13 protein-coding genes and 1 riboswitch are annotated in these 20,069 nt (G+C 33.7%); of the genes, 11 read left to right on the plus strand and 2 right to left on the minus strand.

Going from position 1 to position 20,069, the window contains the following annotated elements; genetic code table 11:
- The first annotated feature begins 50 nt into the window (after positions 1 to 50).
- From cls to ACTJFD_RS04835, 9 genes are all read left to right on the plus strand, one after another.
- Complete coding sequence (gene cls / locus ACTJFD_RS04795) at positions 51 to 1,583, plus strand: cardiolipin synthase (RefSeq protein ID WP_442259969.1); 1,533 nt, start codon at positions 51 to 53, stop codon at positions 1,581 to 1,583.
- A gap of 199 nt (positions 1,584 to 1,782) precedes the next feature.
- The gene (locus ACTJFD_RS04800; RefSeq protein ID WP_442259970.1) at positions 1,783 to 2,931 is read left to right on the plus strand and encodes a cysteine desulfurase family protein; all 1,149 of its coding nucleotides are present in this window, start codon (positions 1,783 to 1,785) and stop codon (positions 2,929 to 2,931) included.
- Between the two features lie 60 nt (positions 2,932 to 2,991).
- Positions 2,992 to 3,333 carry a cysteine desulfurase gene (locus ACTJFD_RS04805; protein WP_442259971.1) on the plus strand — a complete coding sequence of 114 codons (342 nt, stop codon included), beginning with the start codon at positions 2,992 to 2,994 and terminating at the stop codon, positions 3,331 to 3,333.
- Between the two features lie 577 nt (positions 3,334 to 3,910).
- Positions 3,911 to 5,041 (plus strand): tRNA 2-thiouridine(34) synthase MnmA, encoded by a 1,131-nt coding sequence (gene mnmA, locus ACTJFD_RS04810; RefSeq protein ID WP_442259972.1) that lies wholly within the window; start codon positions 3,911 to 3,913, stop codon positions 5,039 to 5,041.
- Positions 5,042 to 5,093: 52 nt separating this feature from the next.
- Positions 5,094 to 5,268, plus strand: a riboswitch (M-box (ykoK) riboswitch).
- A 243-nt stretch (positions 5,269 to 5,511) separates the two neighbouring features.
- Positions 5,512 to 8,169, plus strand: coding sequence for a magnesium-translocating P-type ATPase (gene mgtA, locus ACTJFD_RS04815; RefSeq protein ID WP_442259973.1), 2,658 nt, complete (start codon positions 5,512 to 5,514; stop codon positions 8,167 to 8,169).
- Positions 8,170 to 8,290: 121 nt separating this feature from the next.
- A complete protein-coding gene (locus tag ACTJFD_RS04820; RefSeq protein WP_442259974.1) occupies positions 8,291 to 8,674 on the plus strand; it encodes a DUF1033 family protein in 384 nt (127 codons plus the stop codon).
- On the plus strand, positions 8,598 to 10,676 hold the full coding sequence (locus ACTJFD_RS04825) for a DNA topoisomerase 3 (RefSeq protein ID WP_442259975.1): 2,079 nt from the start codon (positions 8,598 to 8,600) through the stop codon (positions 10,674 to 10,676). Before ACTJFD_RS04820 ends, ACTJFD_RS04825 begins: the two co-directional genes overlap by 77 nt.
- A gap of 69 nt (positions 10,677 to 10,745) precedes the next feature.
- Complete coding sequence (locus tag ACTJFD_RS04830; RefSeq protein ID WP_442259976.1) at positions 10,746 to 12,125, plus strand: aldehyde dehydrogenase family protein; 1,380 nt, start codon at positions 10,746 to 10,748, stop codon at positions 12,123 to 12,125.
- A 62-nt stretch (positions 12,126 to 12,187) separates the two neighbouring features.
- Entirely contained in the window at positions 12,188 to 14,512 is a 2,325-nt protein-coding gene (locus ACTJFD_RS04835) for a DNA translocase FtsK (protein ID WP_442259977.1), read from the plus strand.
- A gap of 44 nt (positions 14,513 to 14,556) precedes the next feature.
- Here the strand turns inward: ACTJFD_RS04835 and ACTJFD_RS04840 are convergent, their stop codons facing one another.
- Together ACTJFD_RS04840 and proC are read right to left on the minus strand one after the other, a co-directional pair.
- Positions 14,557 to 16,626, minus strand: coding sequence for a Na+/H+ antiporter (locus tag ACTJFD_RS04840; protein ID WP_442259978.1), 2,070 nt, complete (start codon positions 16,624 to 16,626; stop codon positions 14,557 to 14,559).
- 146 nt (positions 16,627 to 16,772) lie between these two features.
- Positions 16,773 to 17,555: a pyrroline-5-carboxylate reductase gene (gene proC / locus ACTJFD_RS04845; protein ID WP_442259979.1), complete on the minus strand. Its 783-nt coding sequence runs from the start codon at positions 17,553 to 17,555 to the stop codon at positions 16,773 to 16,775.
- Between the two features lie 144 nt (positions 17,556 to 17,699).
- Here proC and ACTJFD_RS04850 point away from each other — a divergent pair, with 144 nt between their 5' ends.
- Together ACTJFD_RS04850 and ACTJFD_RS04855 are read left to right on the plus strand one after the other, a co-directional pair.
- Positions 17,700 to 18,425: an ABC transporter ATP-binding protein gene (locus ACTJFD_RS04850; RefSeq protein ID WP_442259980.1), complete on the plus strand. Its 726-nt coding sequence runs from the start codon at positions 17,700 to 17,702 to the stop codon at positions 18,423 to 18,425.
- Positions 18,412 to 20,040, plus strand: a complete 1,629-nt coding sequence (locus ACTJFD_RS04855) for a hypothetical protein (RefSeq protein WP_442259981.1) — start codon at positions 18,412 to 18,414, stop codon at positions 20,038 to 20,040. Before ACTJFD_RS04850 ends, ACTJFD_RS04855 begins: the two co-directional genes overlap by 14 nt.
- The last annotated feature ends 29 nt before the right edge of the window (positions 20,041 to 20,069 follow it).

Raw genomic sequence — 20,069 nt, forward strand, 5'->3', positions numbered from 1 at the left:
GGGTAATATTTGTTATACTAACGAAAGTATAAAAAGGGGGGATGATGCTGATGAAAGGCTTGTTAAGGATTTTAACAAACCGTGTGATTATCATTATTTTATTAATTTTAATCCAATTTGGTATTTTGTTCGATATTATTTTTAGATTTAGTGAATATTTTGTTTACTTTTATGCTGTTTACTTGATTATTTCTATTTTGGTGATTTTAAAAATTTTAAATAGTCGAAGTAACCCAGCTTATAAAATTGCTTGGTTGGTTCCTATTATGGTGATACCCGTTCTTGGTACTTTGATTTACTTAGTTTTTGGTCGAGTCCGTTTTAGCAAACAAGAAAAAATACAAATGGCTCGTATTCAAAGAAATGAAGAGGTCTTAGATGTCGAGACAGTAAAACCAATCAAAATTACAGATGGAAATTTAGATGCGGTTGTGCAATCAACTTATTTATCTGCGTATGGTGAAGGTGCTCTGTTTAGTCATACAACAAGTGAGTATTATCCAACAGGAGAAGCTTCCTTAAAAAGTATGTTGGTGGAGTTAGAAAAGGCAGAACATTATATTTTTATGGAGTATTTCATTGTACAAGAAGGCGTGATGTGGAATTCAATTTTAGATATTTTAGAACGGAAAGCTCAAGAAGGCTTGGATGTTCGGTTTATTTATGATGATTTTGGTTGTCTATTTACACTACCTCATGATTATCATAAGCAGTTAGAAAGTCGCGGGATCAAGTGTCGGGTTTTCAATCCTTTCCTTCCTGTTTTATCGCCTATCTTTAATAATCGTAGCCACCGTAAAGTAATGGTCATTGATGGCAAAGTTGCTTTTACCGGAGGACTTAATTTAGCGGATGAATATATTAATGAAATTGAGCGGTTTGGCCACTGGAAAGATAATTCAATTATGATCAAAGGAGAGGCAGCCTGGGGATTTGCGTTAATCTTTTTATCACTATGGCAATTTGTTGATAAAAATTATGAAGATGCTCGTCCATTTATCCCAAGCTACAAACCGGGAGAATTACCAGAGGCAGCAGGTTATTATCAGCCTTATGTTGACTCGCCGTTTGATGCAGAAACAGTTGGAATTACTACCTATTTAAATTTAATTAATCGTGCGAAAAAATATATTTATATAACGACACCGTACTTAGTTATTGACAATACGTTGATGGAAGCACTGTGTGGGGCAGCTAAAGGCGGAATTGATGTCCGTATTATTACACCTCATCAACCTGATAAATGGTATGTACATGAAGTGACACAATCGAATTATGCTCAATTAATTGAAGCGGGCGTTAAAATTTTTGAATATACACCAGGTTTTATCCATTCGAAAACGTTTGTTGTTGATGATATTTATGCAACGGTTGGTACGGTTAATTTAGATTATCGAAGTCTGTTTTTACATTTCGAGTGTGGTGTTTGGATGTATAAAACGATTGGTGTTCAAGAAGTTTTAAAAGATCATTTAGAAACGGAAGGATTAAGTCAATTAATAACGCTTAAAGAAGCTAAAACGGTTGTTTGGTATAAACGTCTTCTACGCAATATCTTACGTATTTTTTCGCCACTGTTATAATCAAAAATAAAACAAAGTAAAAAAATGAATCTGTATTGATAATATTTTACTTTGTACGAAGTAGGTTACTATTAATGGTAGCCTCTTTTTTTATTTTTGAAAGCTTAGCCGATCTTGAATTGTTCTTTTTAGCATTCAATTATAAAAAAATGTGATATGATACTTCTAAAGAAAATTATTAAGGAAGAGTGAGTGAAACATGCAATCTATCTATTTAGATCACGCTGCAACAACACCAATGAAACCAGAAGTAATCCAAGAAATGTTACGTGTCATGGAGAATGTTTATGGTAATCCATCAAGTATTCATCAATTTGGTCGACAGGCAAAATTTGAGTTAGAGATGGCACGTGAAGTGATTGCTAAGAGTATCCATGCATTGCCAAATGAGATTGTTTTTAATAGTGGGGGAACAGAAGGTGACAATACAGCCATTATTCAGACAGCACTTAATTGTATGGATAAGGGGAAACACATTATATCAACTAATGTGGAGCATAGTGCTGTTTTAAATTCTTTACATTATTTAGAAAAAGAAGGATTTGAGGTTACTTATTTGCCAATCAATGCCAAAGGACAAGTCACTGTTGAGCAAGTTGAGGCAGCGTTAAGAGAGGATACAATTTTAGTGAGTATCATGTTTGGTAATAATGAAATAGGTGCGATTAATCCGATTCAAGAGATTGGTGAATTTTTAAAAGAGCATCAGGCGTTATTTCATAGTGATGCTGTTCAGGCTTTTGGTTCGGAGCTAATTGACGTTCAAGTTTTAGGTGTTGATTTTTTAAGCGTGTCGAGTCATAAAATAAATGGACCCAAGGGGGTTGGTTTCATTTATGAAAGAAGAAATGTTGCAACTCCGATTTTAATACATGGTGGCGACCAAGAAGAAAAAAAACGAGCGGGTACAGAAAACGTCCCGGGAATTGTTGGAATGGCCAAAGCGATTTCACTACTAACCCCAACTCTAAAAGCAGAAAATCAAAATAAATATCTGCTTTTTAAAAAAATAATCGTGGATGAGTTAACTAATCAAAAAGTTGATTTTGAAATCAATGGACAAATAGATATGGGATTGGCTCATATCCTAAACTTATGGATAAAGGATATCCCTAATAATTTATTATTATCAAACTTAGATTTGAAAGGGTTTGGAATTTCGACAGGCTCTGCTTGTAATGCAGGGACTGTCAAACCCTCACAAGTGATTTATGCTCTAAAACCAAAAAACCCCAAAGCTGCTGAAGAATCAATTCGAATTAGTTTTGGTTATGGTTTAACTGCAGAGGACATTGAAGTTTTTGTGTTTCATTTAATTAAAATTATTCAAACGATGAAGCAAGGTTAAGCTAGAATATATTGTTAGAATTGTTTATAATAAAGGAAAGAGAAATAAGGAGGAGAAAGAATGTCTTTTTTTAATGAGGCTACTATTGAGGGCTGTCCTAAAAAATTTAAGGTTAATGAACAAGCGAGAGGTTATAGCTTTAAAGATTATGGTTTTAAGGAAACAGCATCAGGTAATTTTCAATTAGTTCGTCCCTTAGATTTAAATCCACAAGTGAGACAAAGTCCTAAATTAAAATTAACTGTAGCAAAAGATTTAAAAACGTTAAAAATGTCATTGACTACGGCAAATGGTATGAAGGCAATGAATATTTTTAAAGATGATTCACAAAAAGAAAAACAAGAACAGTTTTATTTTATTATGGATGATTTAAAGATAGCGAATTGCTTAGCAGACGCTTAAAATAATAAAAAAATGCACGCTATAGTTTGTAGTTTAGTCGATCAAATATTGACTAAAACCTACAAATCAAGCGTGTTTTTCTTTATGCTTTTAAAGTTATACAATAAAGTTTTATTATATAAAATAATATATTGTGTTTTTTTGAAAAAAAAAGAACGAACAGACTATTAAAAGGTCGCTTTTGGGGAAGGGGATGACCAATTAAATAATCGTTCGTCTATATAGATTATAACATAATAGGAATTTTATTCAACTATTTTTTGAGTTATGTGTTAAAAAAAACACATGAGCATGTTTATTGCTTAAAAATAACTTTAACGTTCTTTAATTAAAATTTAATCTTAACAAAATGACACGATATTCTCAACTGGTTGAGAATGGGGTTTTAATAAATAAGTTGGTCATTTATTGAAATGTAAATGAGTTTAAAAACTATCTCTATCATGCTTTTATCCACTTCAATCAAATTTTATAGATGCATTTTATAAAGAAACAGTCTATAATAAAAGCACTGAAAAAAAGCGACCTTCAAATCGTTAGATATTTTCAGAATCTAATAAAGAATGATGGTGAAAGAATGACAGATAACAGTCAAATTCGTGTAGTTGTTGGAATGAGTGGGGGTGTTGACTCTTCAGTGACTGCATTGATGTTAAAAGAACAAGGTTATGATGTTGTTGGAGTTTTTATGAAAAATTGGGATGATACGGATAAGAATGGAGTTTGTACCGCAACAGAAGATTATAAAGATGTTGCTAAAGTAGCCAATCAAATTGGCATTCCTTATTATTCTGTTAATTTTGAAAAAGAGTATTGGGATAGAGTCTTTGAGTACTTTTTAGCTGAATATCGTAGAGGACGTACGCCAAATCCTGATGTGATGTGTAATAAAGAAATTAAATTTAAAGCCTTTTTAGATTACGCTATGCAATTAGGTGCGGATTATGTTGCTACGGGGCACTATGCCCGCGTTGTCAGAGATGAAAGCGGAAGGACTCACATGTTGCGTGGCATCGATAGTAATAAAGATCAAACTTATTTTTTGAGTCAATTATCACAGGAACAGTTGTCAAAAACTTTATTTCCTTTAGGACATTTAGAAAAAAAAGAAGTTCGAGAAATAGCTGAAAAAGCGGGTTTAGCTACTGCTAAAAAGAAAGATTCAACAGGAGTTTGTTTTATTGGTGAAAAGAATTTTAAAGAATTTTTAGGTAAATATTTACCAGCTCAACCGGGGAAAATGATGACTTTAGATGGTAAATTTAAAGGAGATCATGCTGGCTTAATGTATTACACCATTGGTCAACGTCAAGGATTAGGAATTGGTGGGGGACATGGAGAAGATCCATTGCCGTGGTTTGTTGTCGGGAAGGATTTAACAACAAACACATTATTTGTGGGTCAAGGGTTTCATCATGAACATCTTTATGCTACGCATCTTGAAGCGAGTGAACTTCATTTTACTATGGATGAGATTGAAAAAATGGAATTTAAATGTACTGCTAAATTTAGGTATCGTCAAAAAGATACAGGGGTGACTGTAAAAATTCACCCAGATGATATCACAAAAGCAACGGTTATTTTTGACGAGCCTGTCCGTGCAATTACGCCAGGTCAAGCAGTTGTCTTTTATTTGGAAGAGGAATGTTTAGGTGGAGGAATGATAGACCAAGCCTTCCAAAAAGAAGCAGAATTACAATATGTTTAATTTATTCGGATTTGACAAATGAATGAGAGTTAGGTATATTGATTAATGTTAATAGAATATTTGTTAGGCGAGGCTCCTATGTGAACATAGGCTGCTGCCCAAAAATGTCGAGAGACGCCAATGGGTATAACAGGGATTGTCGATTTAAGGCTTTCCATAACGCAGCTAAAGTAATTAAATTTACTTTTACGTCATATAGTGCTAAAACTCAACGAATGAATGTGAGCTTTATTTAGACTGCTATTCAGCCCTTCGTCGAGTTTTTCGAGGAAGGGCTTTCTTTTTGGTTATTTTTAGGCAACTATTTTACAAAAAGAAGGAAGTAGTAGATAATTAGAGTATTAGGGGGCGATTTTATGGCAGATACTGACCTTGAATGCAATGAAAATGGTGATCAGAGGAATAAATAGACAAATTGTTCTTCTTTCACTAAGTCAGAACTTTGAAAACTGAAGAAAGAAGGAATTGAGATGACTAAAAAATTGACACAAGAAAATCGTTATCAAATCTATTCAAATCAAATGCCCGATGAACTGTTTAAAGGATTTAAAAGTTCGTTAAACGGGATAAAAGAGAACGAAGTGGAAGAACTTCGTGAAAAATATGGAGAAAACAAAATTTCTCATACTAAGAAAACACCCTTAATTATTGAAGTATTAAAAGCTTATTTTACCCCTTTTACAATTGTTTTAATCGTACTAGCTATTATTTCTTACATAACAGATTATGCTATTGTACCAAAAGATGAACGTGACTTAACAGGGGTTTTTATTATTGTAGCAATGGTTTTATTGAGTGGGACAATGACTTTAATTCAATCAGTTAAATCGAATCGATCAGCCGAAAAATTAAGTAATCTAGTTCAAGTAACTGCAACGGTTGTTCGTGAAGGGAAAGAGCGAGAAATCGCAATTGAAGAGTTGGTTTGTGGTGATGTAATTAAGCTATCGGCAGGTGATATGCTTCCGGCTGATTTACGTTTATTCAAAACCAAAGATTTATTTGTTTCTCAAGCCGCAATGACGGGTGAAAGCTATCCAGTTGAAAAACGGTCAGAACCGAATGTTAGAATTTCTGAAGAAAAAATAGGGGTTACTGATTTAGAAAACATTGCTTTTATGGGTAGTAACGTCGTCAGTGGTAGCGCGTTAGGAATTATCATAGCTGTAGGAAATGAAACTTTATTTGGTCAAATTGCAAAGGATGTTTCTGAAAAGAAAACCTTAACGAGTTTCGATATTGGAATTAGTAAAACATCATGGTTATTAATTCGCTTTATGATGGTCATGGCACCAGCCGTTTTCCTGATTAATGGTTTAACAAAGGGTGATTGGTTAGAAGCCTTTCTATTTGGTCTATCGGTAGCTGTAGGCTTAACACCAGAAATGTTACCGATGATTGTCACGACTAACTTAGTCAAAGGTGCCTCAAGCATGGCGAAAAAAGGTACGATTATTAAAAATTTAAATGCTATCCAAAATTTTGGTGCGATTGATGTTTTATGTACAGATAAAACTGGAACCTTAACGCAAGATAAAATTATTTTAGAATATCATTTAGATGTGGATGGAAAAGAAGACAGTAGTGTCTTGTATCATGCTTTTTTTAATAGCTATTATCAAACCGGTCTAAAAAATTTGATGGATAAAGCAATCATTGAATCTGCTGAAGAAGAATTGAACATCAATGTTGATGATTACCAAAAAGTTGATGAGATACCTTTTGATTTTCAACGTCGTCGTATGAGTGTTGTGATTGAAGATAAAGAAGGACATTTACAAATGGTAACGAAGGGTGCTATTGAAGAAATGCTTGATATTTCTTCTTATGTTAACTATAAAGGTGAAGTTATCCCGTTGACAGAAGATTTAAGAAAAACGATACTTAAAACAGTTGATGACTTGAATGAGGATGGTTTACGAGTTATTGGTGTTTCTCAGAAGAAAAACCCAAGTGTGGTTGGCGAGTTTTCAATCAAAGACGAATCTGAAATGGTACTGATTGGTTATCTAGCCTTCCTTGATCCACCGAAGGAAACAACTAAAGCCGCTTTAACTGCCCTTAAAGAGCACGGTGTTGATGTTAAAGTGCTAACAGGGGATAACGCTCTTGTTACGAAATCAGTGTGTCGACAAGTGGGTTTAAACAACAAACGCCTAATTAATGGAGCAGATTTAGATGAACTAGATGATGCGGCATTACAAAAGATTGCTATTGAAAATAATATTTTTGTTAAATTGACTCCCGCTCAAAAAACACGTCTTGTTCGTGTGTTGAGAGAGGCTGGACACACAGTTGGCTTTATGGGTGATGGTATCAACGATGCACCTGCTATGAAAGAAGCGGACGTTGGTATTTCTGTTGATACAGCGGTTGATATTGCGAAAGAATCAGCAGATGTCATCTTATTAGAAAAAGATTTAATGGTTCTTGAAAGAGGTATTTTATCCGGCCGAACGACATTTGGTAATATTATGAAGTATGTAAAGATGACAGCAAGTTCTAACTTTGGTAATATGTTTTCTGTTGTGATTGCAAGTATCTTTTTACCCTTTCTACCAATGTTGCCAATTCAATTACTATTTCTAAATTTAATTTATGATGTGTCATGTATGTCAATTCCTTGGGATAACATGGATTCAGAATATTTGAAAGAACCTAAAAAGTGGGATGCTTCAAGCATTGGTTCATTTATGAAGTGGCTTGGACCAACAAGTTCTATTTTTGATATTACAACCTATATCTTCCTGTACTTTGTGATTTGTCCAGCAGTGGCTGGTGGAAGTTTCCATACCTTGGGTGTCGAGCAACAAGCATTGTTTATCGCAGTGTTCCATGCAGGTTGGTTTGTAGAATCACTATGGTCACAAACGTTAGTCATCTATACTTTAAGAACGCCAAAATTACCATTTATTCAAAGTAATGCTTCATTTATTTTAATGACAGTAACTAGTTTAGGTATTCTTGTTGGAACGATTTTACCATTCACAGAATTTGGTGAAAATCTTGGCTTGGTAGGATTACCAAATGAATATTGGTTATTTTTAGCGTTAACGATTGTTGCCTATCTTATTCTAGTAATGGTTGTTAAAAAAATGTACGTTAAACGCTTTGGTGAATTATTATAAGAAAAAGAAGAGAAAGTTACTTTTTTGTGACCTTCTCTTTTTTTTATTTGAGTCAAATTAGTTGTCAGCTAATGAATTTTCTACTAATCTAACAGTAGAATAAATAAAGGGATGATGGCTAATGTATCAAGTAATAACAATATATGGCGAAAATGAACCATGGTGGTTTTTTGATGATTGGCAAGAAGCAATCACTTCAAAAACAGAATACGCTTCATTTGAAGAAGCTGAAGTTGATTTTTTAGATAAATATCAAAAACGAATGGAAATAAACGAAAAAATTAAATGTAAAGACCCATACTTAGTTGCATTTTGGAATGAAGACGATACAATATACTGTGAAGATTGTGATGAAGATTTGCAGGCTTATGAAGGTCTTATGTTACTACACAATTTTAAAAAATTAGATGATGGAGATAATAAAGACAATGAAACAACTCATTATAGCGGAAAAGCCAAGTGTTGCCAGAGACTTAGCCAAGGTACTAGGGGCTACACAAGTTAGTAAAACTCATATTGAAGGAAAAAATGTGATTGTTACCTGGGCGCTTGGTCACTTACTGACTTTAAAAATGCCTGAAGATATTAATAAAGATTGGGCGGAATGGCAAGAATCAACATTACCAATGATTCCTAAACATTTAGGAATCAAACCACTGCCTAAAACGAGACATCAATTAAAAGCCATTAGTTTTTTAGCTAATCGAAAAGATGTTGGAGAAGCAGTAATTGCTACAGATGCAGGACGTGAAGGTGAATTAGTCGCACGTTGGATTTTAGAGTACGTCAAATTTAAAAAACCTGTCAAACGTTTATGGATATCTTCACAAACAGAGAAAGCGATTAAACAAGGCTTCAAACAATTAGAACCAAGTAAAGCCTATGATAATCTTTATGAATCAGCATTGGCTAGAGCAAAAGCAGATTGGTTAGTTGGTTTGAATGTTTCACGGGCACTGACTGTTAAATATCAAGACAATTTGTCAGCAGGTCGTGTTCAAACGCCGACATTGGCAATTGTTAGAGAACAAGAAGAAAAGATTGAGCGTTTCCGTCCGGAAAAATATTATACATTAGATCTAATGTATCAAGGGTTAAAAGGAAGAATGCAGACTAAAAATCCACGTGAGTATAAAGAACGTCAAATTTTAGAAGAAAAAGTGTTACAATTACAAAAACAAAAAGCTGTGGTTAGTGATGTCACAGAAAAAGAAAAAAAAGAAAGTGCGCCATTACCTTATGATTTGACAGAAATACAACGTGAAGCAAATCAACGCTTCCAATATTCAGCTAAAAAAACATTATCAATTATTCAAAAATTATATGAGCAACATAAAATAGTAACATATCCTCGAACGGATTCTAAATATTTAACGTCTGATATGAAGCAAACAATGAAAGAACGTTTGCATGCTGTCGTGTCAATTGAACCAGAACGAGCTAAAAATATTTTGAAAAATGGTGGAAAAGTCATTCAAACACGTGTTTTCCAAGATAAAAAAGTAACGGATCATCATGGTTTGATTCCGACTGAACAATCGCCACGCTTAGAAAAATTAGACAATGATGAACTAAAAATTTATCGAATGATTGTTGCCCGCTTTTTAATGTTATTCGAATTGCCTCATGTCAGCAAAACGCAGACGGTAGTTGTTACAATTGGTAATGCGGCTTTTCATTTTAAACAAAGTCTTGTATTGGAAGCAGGTTGGCGAGGAGCAGTAGAAAAAATAGATCGTCAACGTTCATTCAAAGTAGGGCAAGTACTTCCGACTGAGTTTAATATAAATGAAGAAATGACATCACCGCCTAAACCAGTATCGGAAGCGACACTTTTGGGACAAATGGAAAAATTTGGTTTAGGGACTCCGGCGACTCGTGCAGAGATGATTGAAAAATTATTGCAATCAAATGTGATGGATCGTCAACAAACGCATTTAATGGTCACACCTAAAGGAAAGCAACTACTTAAGTTGGTTAACCCTTCGTTAGTGACGCCCGAATTAACGTCTAAATGGGAAAAATCATTAGAAAAAATTGCGGATGGTCACTTGACCCAACAAGCTTTTATTAAAGAAATTGAAGTAGAAACTAAAAAACTAGTCTTAGAAATTAAACAAAATGACACTAAATATGTGGATCATACGTTAACACAAAAAGTTTGTCCTGAATGTGGTGAATTATTACGAGAAAAAAATACTAGAGATGGTAAGTTTTATGTCTGTAGTGGTGCATCATGTCGTTACCGTCGTCGTAAGGATCCTAAGGTTTCTAATAAACGTTGTCCACAATGTAAAAAGAAAATGGAAATTCTAGAAAACAAAAACGGTGCTTATTTTAAATGTAAAAATTGTAACCTGACCGAAAAGCTAGACCGACAAGGTAAAAAATCGAAAAAAATGAACAAACATGAAGAAAAGAAATTGATGAAAAAATATCAAAAAGAAACAGATGAAGCGATGGAGAGTCCATTAGCATTAGCATTGAAAGAAGCAATGAAAAAATAGCGTTTTATTTAGAACTGTTGATAAAAGTCTCTCTTTTTATCACAGTTTTTTTTGAAAGGAGCGAAAGATATGTGGAAAGAAAAATTTGAGGCGCAGAAAACTTTTTTTAAAACAGGTCAAACCCAATCTGTAACCTATCGCGAAGTTCAGTTAAATAAATTACAAATGGCACTAAAAAAATATGAGACACAATTAATGTATGGTTTACAACAAGATTTAGGTAAGTCAGAAACAGAAAGTTATTTAACTGAAATAGGTTTATTGTATCGCCATTTGAAACAAATGATAAAAAAATTAGGTAAATGGACGAAAGCGAAGAAAGTTAAAACCCCTTTTTTTCTACAACCAGCTAAAAGTTACACCATTAGAAAAGCTTATGGAAATACGTTAATTATAAGTCCGTTTAACTACCCGGTATTATTATCACTTGATCCCTTAATCGGTTCGATTGCAGGTGGCAATACGACAATTTTGGGGCTTTCCAGTGAAACCCCTTATACCAATCGTATTCTCCAAAAAATGTTAAGTGAAATTTTTCCAGAAAATTATGTGGTGACGTATCTTGCCAATCGAGAAACAAATGGAGAATTATTAGCTCTTCCATTTAATAAGATTTTCTTTACTGGGAGCGAAAAAGTGGGGAAAATAGTGAGCCAAAAAGCGAGTGAGTATTTAGCGTCGGTTACTTTAGAATTAGGTGGAAAAAGTCCAGCGATTATAACGGATAAAGCCAATATAAAACAAGCTGCTGAACGTATCGCTTGGGGGAAATGGGTTAATGCAGGACAAACGTGTGTCGCACCTGATTACTGTCTTGTGGATGAGAAAATCCAAGTTCAATTTACTGAGGAGTTAATTAAAGCAACTCAAAAAATGTTCGGTCAAAAAATTGAAGAGTCAGTTGATTTTGGTCGGATTATAAATCAACGACAATTTAATCGTTTAGAAGGTTTAATCAAAAAAGATCAGAATTTTATTTGTTGGGGTGGAGAGTCTAAAAGTGAAAGCCTCTATATAAGTCCAACAGTATTAAGTGGCACAATCGCTGCAGAGTTGAGCTCGATGCAAGAGGAAATTTTTGGCCCTATTTTACCAATTTTAAGCTATCAATCAATTATGGAAGCCTTGAATTTTATATTAGACCGTCCGAAACCGCTAGCTTTTTATCCTTTTAGTCAAAAAAAAGCAGAACTTGATTATTTAGTTGAAACGTTGCCTTTTGGCGGTGCCGTGATGAATGATACATTACTTCATCTATCAAATGAAAACTTACCTTTTGGTGGTATTGGTGCATCTGGTCAAGGAGTGTACCATGGAAAAGAATCTTATAACGCGTTTACTTATAGTCAATCTATTTTAAAACGGTCAACTTTGCTTCATTTACCAGTTTATTGCCCACCATATACCAAAAGAAAAACCAAACTTTTAAAAAAATTATTTACGCTCTAAACTCCGACATCAACCCCTTTTTTATAGTATAATATGAAAGAATGAGAGTAAGGAGATTAGCAATGGCGAAAAAGAAACAAAAAAAGAAACAACCAAAAAAATTAACAAAGAAACAACTCAAAGAGAAAGAACGCCGTACTTATTTAGTAATTGGTATTTGTTTTATTATCTTTGGCCTATTAGGAATCGCTAAATTAGGCTTTCTAGGTAGTCTGATGGCGAATGTTTTTCGTTTGCTTGTCGGTAATAGTTACAGTGTGTTTGCTATTGCCATCATTATTTATGGGGGCTGGTTAGTTGTCAAAGGAAAAGAGCCTTTAATCAAACGAGGCACACTACTAATAGGATTAATTATTTTCTATCTAAGTATTGTGTTATTACTTGAGATAAATTTATTTAAAGACATCAGCAGTAGTACACCGATTATCATGCAAACGTGGAAAAAATTAGCCTTGGATTTAAAAGCTAATGCAATCACGCAGTCCGTGGGTGGTGGTCTTATTGGTGCTTTACTATATAGTCTGACTTATTTTTTAGTTTCTAAGCTTGGTTCGTATATTCTGGCATTTTTAGGTTTAATAATTGGAATTATTTTAATGGTAAATGTTCCAGTCTCTGACATGATCTCTAAGTTATCTGATTTCTTAGAAAAATTGATGAGTGGAATAAAAAATCAATTAGAAACATTTGATGAAAAAAGAGAACAGTCAAAAAACCTAAAAACAGAAAATAAGAAAAATAAAGTTCGTGAATTATCGGATGAAGAGAAATTAACACAGGGTCAAAAAAAGACGGAACAAGAAGCCACTCAAATGACGTTAGAAATATCAAATTATCAAGATAATGCTGAAGAATTACCTAAATCAGCTAAAAATGAAATTTCGCAACTTGATAAAAAAGAAGTAACCGCTGAAGATTCAGTATTAACTTTTGAATTGAGCAATGACACTGAAAATTTAGATTATGTGTTACCTGATATTGGCTTGCTAAATGAGTTGCCTAAAACTGATCAAAGTAAAGAATATAAAATTGTCGAGAAAAATGTTAAAGTTTTAGAAAGAACCTTTGATAGTTTTGGGGTAGATGCGAAAGTTGTCCGGGCTAGTTTGGGGCCTTCTGTGACGAAATTTGAAATTCAACCTGCTGTGGGGGTTAAGGTTAGTAAAATTGTTAATTTAACTGATGATTTAGCACTAGCACTAGCGGCAAAAGATATTCGAATGGAGGCGCCGATTCCTGGTAAATCTTTAATTGGTATCGAGGTTCCCAATCAAACAACAAGCATGGTTTCATTTCGAGATGTCATGGGAGCTAAAGAAAATAATTTAGAAGAATTATTAGAAGTTCCCTTGGGTCGAAGTATTTCTGGCGAGGTTATCTGTGCTGACTTAACTAAAATGCCACATTTATTGATTGCCGGTTCGACAGGTAGTGGTAAATCTGTCTGTATTAATGGCATTATTTCAAGTATTTTAATGAAAGCTAAACCTCATCAAGTCAAATTAATGATGATTGATCCAAAAATGGTTGAATTAAATGTTTATAATGGTGTCCCACACTTATTGACACCGGTTGTTACGAATCCACGTAAAGCTGCTCAAGCTCTACACAAAGTAGTAGAAGAAATGGAAAATCGTTACGAAAAATTTGCTAGTTTTGGTGTGAGAAATATCACAGGATATAATGATTTAGTCACTCGACATAGCCAAGAAACGGGTGAAAAACAGGCGTTGTTACCTTTTGTTGTCGTGATTGTAGATGAGTTAGCTGATTTGATGATGGTTGCAAGTAATGAGGTTGAAGATGCTATCATTCGTTTAGCGCAGATGGCTCGTGCGGCTGGAATTCATATGATTTTAGCGACTCAACGACCAAGTGTTGATGTTATTACAGGGATTATTAAGGCAAATGTCCCTTCTCGAATTGCTTTTGCTGTTTCAAGTGGGATTGATTCACGAACCATTATTGATAGTCATGGCGCTGAAAAACTATTGGGACGAGGTGATATGTTATTTGTTCCCATGGGAGAAAATAAACCGATTCGTGTTCAAGGAGCCTTTATTTCAGATGGCGAAGTTGAAAATATTGTTGATTTCGTTCGGAATCAACAAGAAGCAGAATATCAAGAGCATATGATGCCAACAGAGGAAAGTGCTGAAACGAATCAAGCAGAATCAGAGGATGTACTCTATAACGATGCAAAGACACTGGTCATGGAAATGGAAACAGCGAGTATCTCTCTTTTACAGCGGCGATTTAGGATTGGTTATAACCGAGCCGCTCGTTTAATTGACGAGTTAGAAGCTAATCATGTCGTAGGACCTTCGGAAGGTAGTAAACCAAGAAAAGTCTTAATGACTGCTTTGGAAGAAGAAGTAGACGAATAAATAACCACTCAATTCTAATTAATTAGAATTGAGTGGTTATTTTGTTAATCTATATTTCCTTGTAAAAAGGTTGTTTCATTGTAATTGACCGTTTGTCGTAGCTGATTGGCTAAGACAGGTGTTACTTTTCCTTTTTCTAACAAGTTTTGAATGACTGCTCGTTCTTCGTCTAATGTTTTAAGATAGAGATCACGATAAAGTTGATTATATTGCTTAGAATGTACATCCTCTAAGTGAAGAATACGAGCAATTTTACTTTGATATTCTAGAGCAATTTGATTGATAATATTACGTTCTAATTCGTAATGTTCATCATTTTTATTTAATTCATTTTTACAATGTTCTAAAACGTTAATCGTATGTTGAGCACTTTTTTTCTCTAATAGAGTGAGTTCTTTTTGATAAGATGCATTGTCATGCTCTCTTTTAAATATCGCTTTTGCAATTAATCTTTTCGTTAAACGTTTGGATTGATAGAGTGATTGCTTAATGACAATACCTAAATTAGAGGTGTGTGATTTCTTTTTAAAATTCAGCATATTAAGATAACTTTTCAATAAACGTTTTTGAATGTTATGTTCTTTCGCTAATGAGAGAACGGCTTCATATTCACTTTCAATCGCAATTTTGCGATATTTTGTTTCATATTTATGATATTCCTCATTTGATGTTTTTTTATTATTGAGATAAAGGTAGCGAATCTGCTTATCTAAATCATCTAGTAATTCAGTAATGACATTTTCGTTTTCAGCATTACGCTCATTTTTTAATACAGTAATGGCCTGTTGGGTCATCAATGTTCGGGCATCAATTTCAGTAAAATTATCAATTTCATCAAGTGTATCTTGTAAAGTGTCTAAATTTTTTGCTTTATTTTTAGTTAAGATAGGTAAGAAGATAACCGCCGCTAATAGACTAGATAGAATAACGCCACTTGCTAAGAAAATTAGTAAGTATCGTTCGGCAAATTGATCCCCACTAGGTAAATAAAAGGGTAAGGATAGGACCATTACCATGGTAATAGCCCCACGAACCCCTGTTAAACCAGTCAGCAAAGCTTGATAAAACCTGGGTTTGGCAATCGCCAATTTTCCAGTTCGCCAATAATTGAGCCACATGTAACCATAAGACCAGAAAATCCGAATAAACAAGAGAATAAGCCAGATAATCACGACATAGAAAATCAAATTATAATTACTAATGGAGGGATTAACAATAGCTGAGCGCATTGCATTTGGCAAGCTAGCTCCCAAAATAATAAAGATAACCCCGTTTAAAAGGTAAGTGATAATGTCCCATAAATTGTTTGTAACAATTTGAATTTCCGAAAGTTGACTGCGGTAAAGTGGTTTTTGTTGAACAGCCATCACCCCAGAAACAACGACAGCAATGATTCCAGAACCGTGGAAATGTTCAGCAATAATGAAAATAATAAAAGGGGTTAAGATTTGTAGAATCGTATGTAAAATAACATCTTGGATTCCTTGACGGAGTAGAATAAATTCAATGCCGTATAAAATTTTTGAAAAAATGAAACCGACAATGATACTAATAATAATTAATGAAGTAAAGTCAAGAGTAGCCGTAGGTAATGAGAATTGACCTGTGATAAATGCAGCTAAAGTATACTTAAAGGTAATTAAACCACTGGCATCATTAATTAAACTTTCACCATTAACTAAGTTTAAAAGCTTTTTAGGAAGCTTAACCTGCTCAGCAATGCCTTGAACAGCAACAGGATCAGTAGGTGACAAAACGGCCGCTAGAGCAAAGGCTAAAGGTAAGCTGAGCTCAGGTACTAACAGGTTAATGAAATAACCACCAATAAGTGTTGTTAATAGAACGAGCCAAATTGCATTAGCGAAAATAGGTGCTCTTAGTTCCCACAAGTCTTTTTTAGGGAAATGTTTGGCATCACTGTATAAAAGTGGCGCAATGAATAAGAGCATAAACCAGTCTGTTTCTAGTTCGATGGTGAGATTGAGAAAAATCGCTGCTAAAAAACCAATAGCAATCTCGATAAGAGCTGTAGGGATAGCGACGAGGTAATGACTAATAATATTAGAAATGCTAACCAATAAAATTAGTAAGAGTATGGATTCTAGGACTTCCATAATTTTTGCCCTCCTATTTTTTATTAAATTCAGTATAACAAAAGAACGATATAAATAAAAAGAAAGTGATAAACTTATTTTTTATTTAAAAAAGAGAGGCGATAAACCTAAATTGTTTTATCGTCTCTCTCAGAATAAAGTGTTTTTTAAGATTTCATAATCGTATCAAGAGCATTGATGGTCGCATAACGGAATCCTTCTTTTTCAAGTGCTGTAATACCTTTAATGGTTGTCCCACCTGGCGAAGTCACTTCATCTTTTAATTGACCTGGATGCTTCCCTGTTTCTAGGAGCAAATTAGCAGAACTAGCGACCATTCGAGCGGTTACTTCATAAGCTAATTCGCGATCAAGCCCGTGTAATACTGCTCCGTCAGCAAGAGATTCCATAAAAACATCAACAAAAGCTGGACCACAACCTGCAAGGGTTCCAAATATTCCTAATTGACTCTCAGCAACTTCAATCGTTGTACCGAGATAATCTAGAGCTATTTGAATATGTTCTTTTACTTCAGGTGTTAACGCTTTTGAATAACTAATACCGGTAGTCCCTTGATTGATTTGAGCAGGTGTATTAGGGATTGCATGTGCTAATGGATATGAACTACCTAAAAGGTGTTGCATCTCCTCTAAGCTAACACCAGCAGCAACAGAAACGACAGGAATCTGATGTAACAATAAACGTTCTTTCATTTCAGTTAAAAGAGGCATGACAACATTTGTATTAACTGCCAAGAAGATTATTTCCATTTGATCAAGTTGACTATCTGCTGTTATTAACTCAAACCCTAGTTCTTTTTGTAAGGCTTCGGCGGTTCCAGATGCTCCACCTTTGACGAATAATTCATTAGTATTAATTTGTTTAGAGCGTAACCATCCTTTAATCATAGCACCGCCCATATGTCCAGCACCAAAAATTCCTATTTTCAAAAAATCACCTCATAAAATAATTTTGTTATTCTTTATTATAACGAATAAAGACTACGATTAATATAGTATCGCTTTTTTTTGAGAACAATTTGAATCACTCTATAAATTTGTTATACTTATGAAAAATGTTGAAGGAGTTGTAAAATGAAATTAGTTATTGAAGAAGTAACGAAGTCATTTAAAGAAAAACAGGTCATTAGTGAGGCTAGTTTTGAGTTTGAAAAGGGAAAAATTTATGGCCTCTTAGGTCGCAATGGAGCCGGTAAAACAACATTGTTTAATTGTATCGCCAAAACAAGCCCTGAAGATAAAGGAAAGATCCAGTTTGAAGATGATGGGATTCGGTCTGACTATGAACTAACGGATATTGGCTTGGTGCAAGCAACGCCAGTCGTACCCGATTTTATGACAGGATATGAGTTTATTAAATTCTTTATAGAGATGAATCAAGAACAAATGAAAAATATTCGTACCCCAGATGAGTATTTAGCAAAAGTGGGTATTGAGAAGGCAGACCGTCATCGTTTGTTGAAAGATTATTCACACGGAATGAAAAATAAAGTACAAATGATGGCAACGATGATGATTCAGCCACCTGTGTTACTACTAGATGAGCCACTGACTTCTTTTGATGTTGTCGCTGCTCATGAGATGAAAGAATTGATTTTATCAATGAAACAAAACTCTGTCGTTATTTTTTCAACTCATATTCTACAACTAGCACAAGATTTGTGTGATGAAATTGTTCTGTTACACAATGGCAAATTAACGGGTATCCCTGCTTCTCAAATTCATGATCCTCGATTTGAAGAAGAAGTAGTTGAGTTGTTAAGTGCTAAAGGAGGTTTACCAACTGATGTCGAGGAGTAAACTATTTGATTTTAGAATGCTGTGGAAATTCGAAAAATATAAAACAATTATTTTTATTAATGGCCTTATTCACTTTTTGGGGCGTATTCCGTTGCTTGGAAAAATAGTGCCAACACAAATGCTATATCGTGATTTAGGTTTGAAAAAAATATTGAGTATTCTTCGTTTTATTTTTAGAACTTTCTTTATCTTTATTAAAGGGAGTATCCCACTTTTTCTGAGTATGTTGTTGAATCATTTTTTTTCTAATAGTTTTTTAAAATTACCCGAACTTTCATTATTTACTGCTTGGTTACTTATCTATCTCTTACTTTGGCAACCAATTGCGATGATGTTCTATCTAATTGATGATAAAGATTTAAAATTTTTAAGCTATTTTCATCAATCACCTTTAAATTATTTGAAATCTGATGTTGTCTTCTCACAAATATTAAGAACAATTGCTATTATCCCATCCTTAATTTTTTTAGGGGTGACGAATGATCATTTTATTTTAACATTTATTAGTGGATTAACGGCGTATTTAGCATTTAACTGGTTTTGGATCTGGATTGATTTTAAGCTTTCTTTTTTGAAGTTTAAAACTGGTTTAAAAAGTATAGTGATTATTTTTACTATCGCCTTCATTTTCATGATGCTCTGGTTAACTCCAAAAGCTTCACTCGTTTTGGAGACTTTGCAATTACCATGGATGGTGATTGTCTATCTAGTCACTAGCCTATTCTTTGCATGGAATTATTTAACCAATCAACGTTATGAAGAATATTCACATATCATCTTATATTCAAGTGATCGATTTAAAAATTGGTCGGAAAAAATTGAGAAATCATCAAAAAATACGGGTCTTTCTCAAGGAAAATCTTATAGTAAAAAAATGACATTGGGAAAAACGTCTCGTTTGGACAAACTAACAGGAACACGCTATTTAAATGCATTGTTCTTTGAACGTTTTAAGACAGTCTTACGTAAAGGTGTTTTAATCAGAATTCTAGGTATTTCAATTGTAGGTTTGGCAATTTCTGTGAGTTTTTATTTTTTTAAAATTCAAGATTTAGGAATTGACGAAAAAAAAGCTTACCAAATTTTACCTTTTCTTTTTTTTATGATGTATTTATTATCGTTCGGTAAACCTGTTGTTGAAGCATTATTTATTAATTGTGATTCAACGATGCTAAACTATCCCTTTTATCGTGATGCCAAAGTGATTATCCGTGGTTTTTTCAATCGTTTTATTCGCTTGTTTTTATATAATGCTAGTCTAGTATCAACTATTCTATTTTGGGTTTTTATTTGGAATTGCTTGAACGGTTTTCTATTATCACTTTATTTTTTCGGGGTATTTATCCTATTGTTATTTAGTTTAGCTGTCTTATTTTCGTTTCATGAACTATTTATTTATTATATACTTCAGCCATTTACAAGTGAGATGCAAGTCAAAAATCCTGTATATAAATTTGTTGATTGGTTTTTCTATTTTATTGCCTACATGAATTTACAAGTTCATAATGCTAATTTGTACTACGCATTGTTCGTATCAGTTGCTTCATTACTTTATTTTGCAATTGGGATTATCATCATTTTTAGAGTTTCTCCAAAAACTTTTAAAATTAAATAAAAGAGAACCTTGCAATTGGTTAACAAAAG

This window comes from Vagococcus sp. (assembly GCF_052102835.1).
Lineage (GTDB): Bacteria > Bacillota > Bacilli > Lactobacillales > Vagococcaceae > Vagococcus.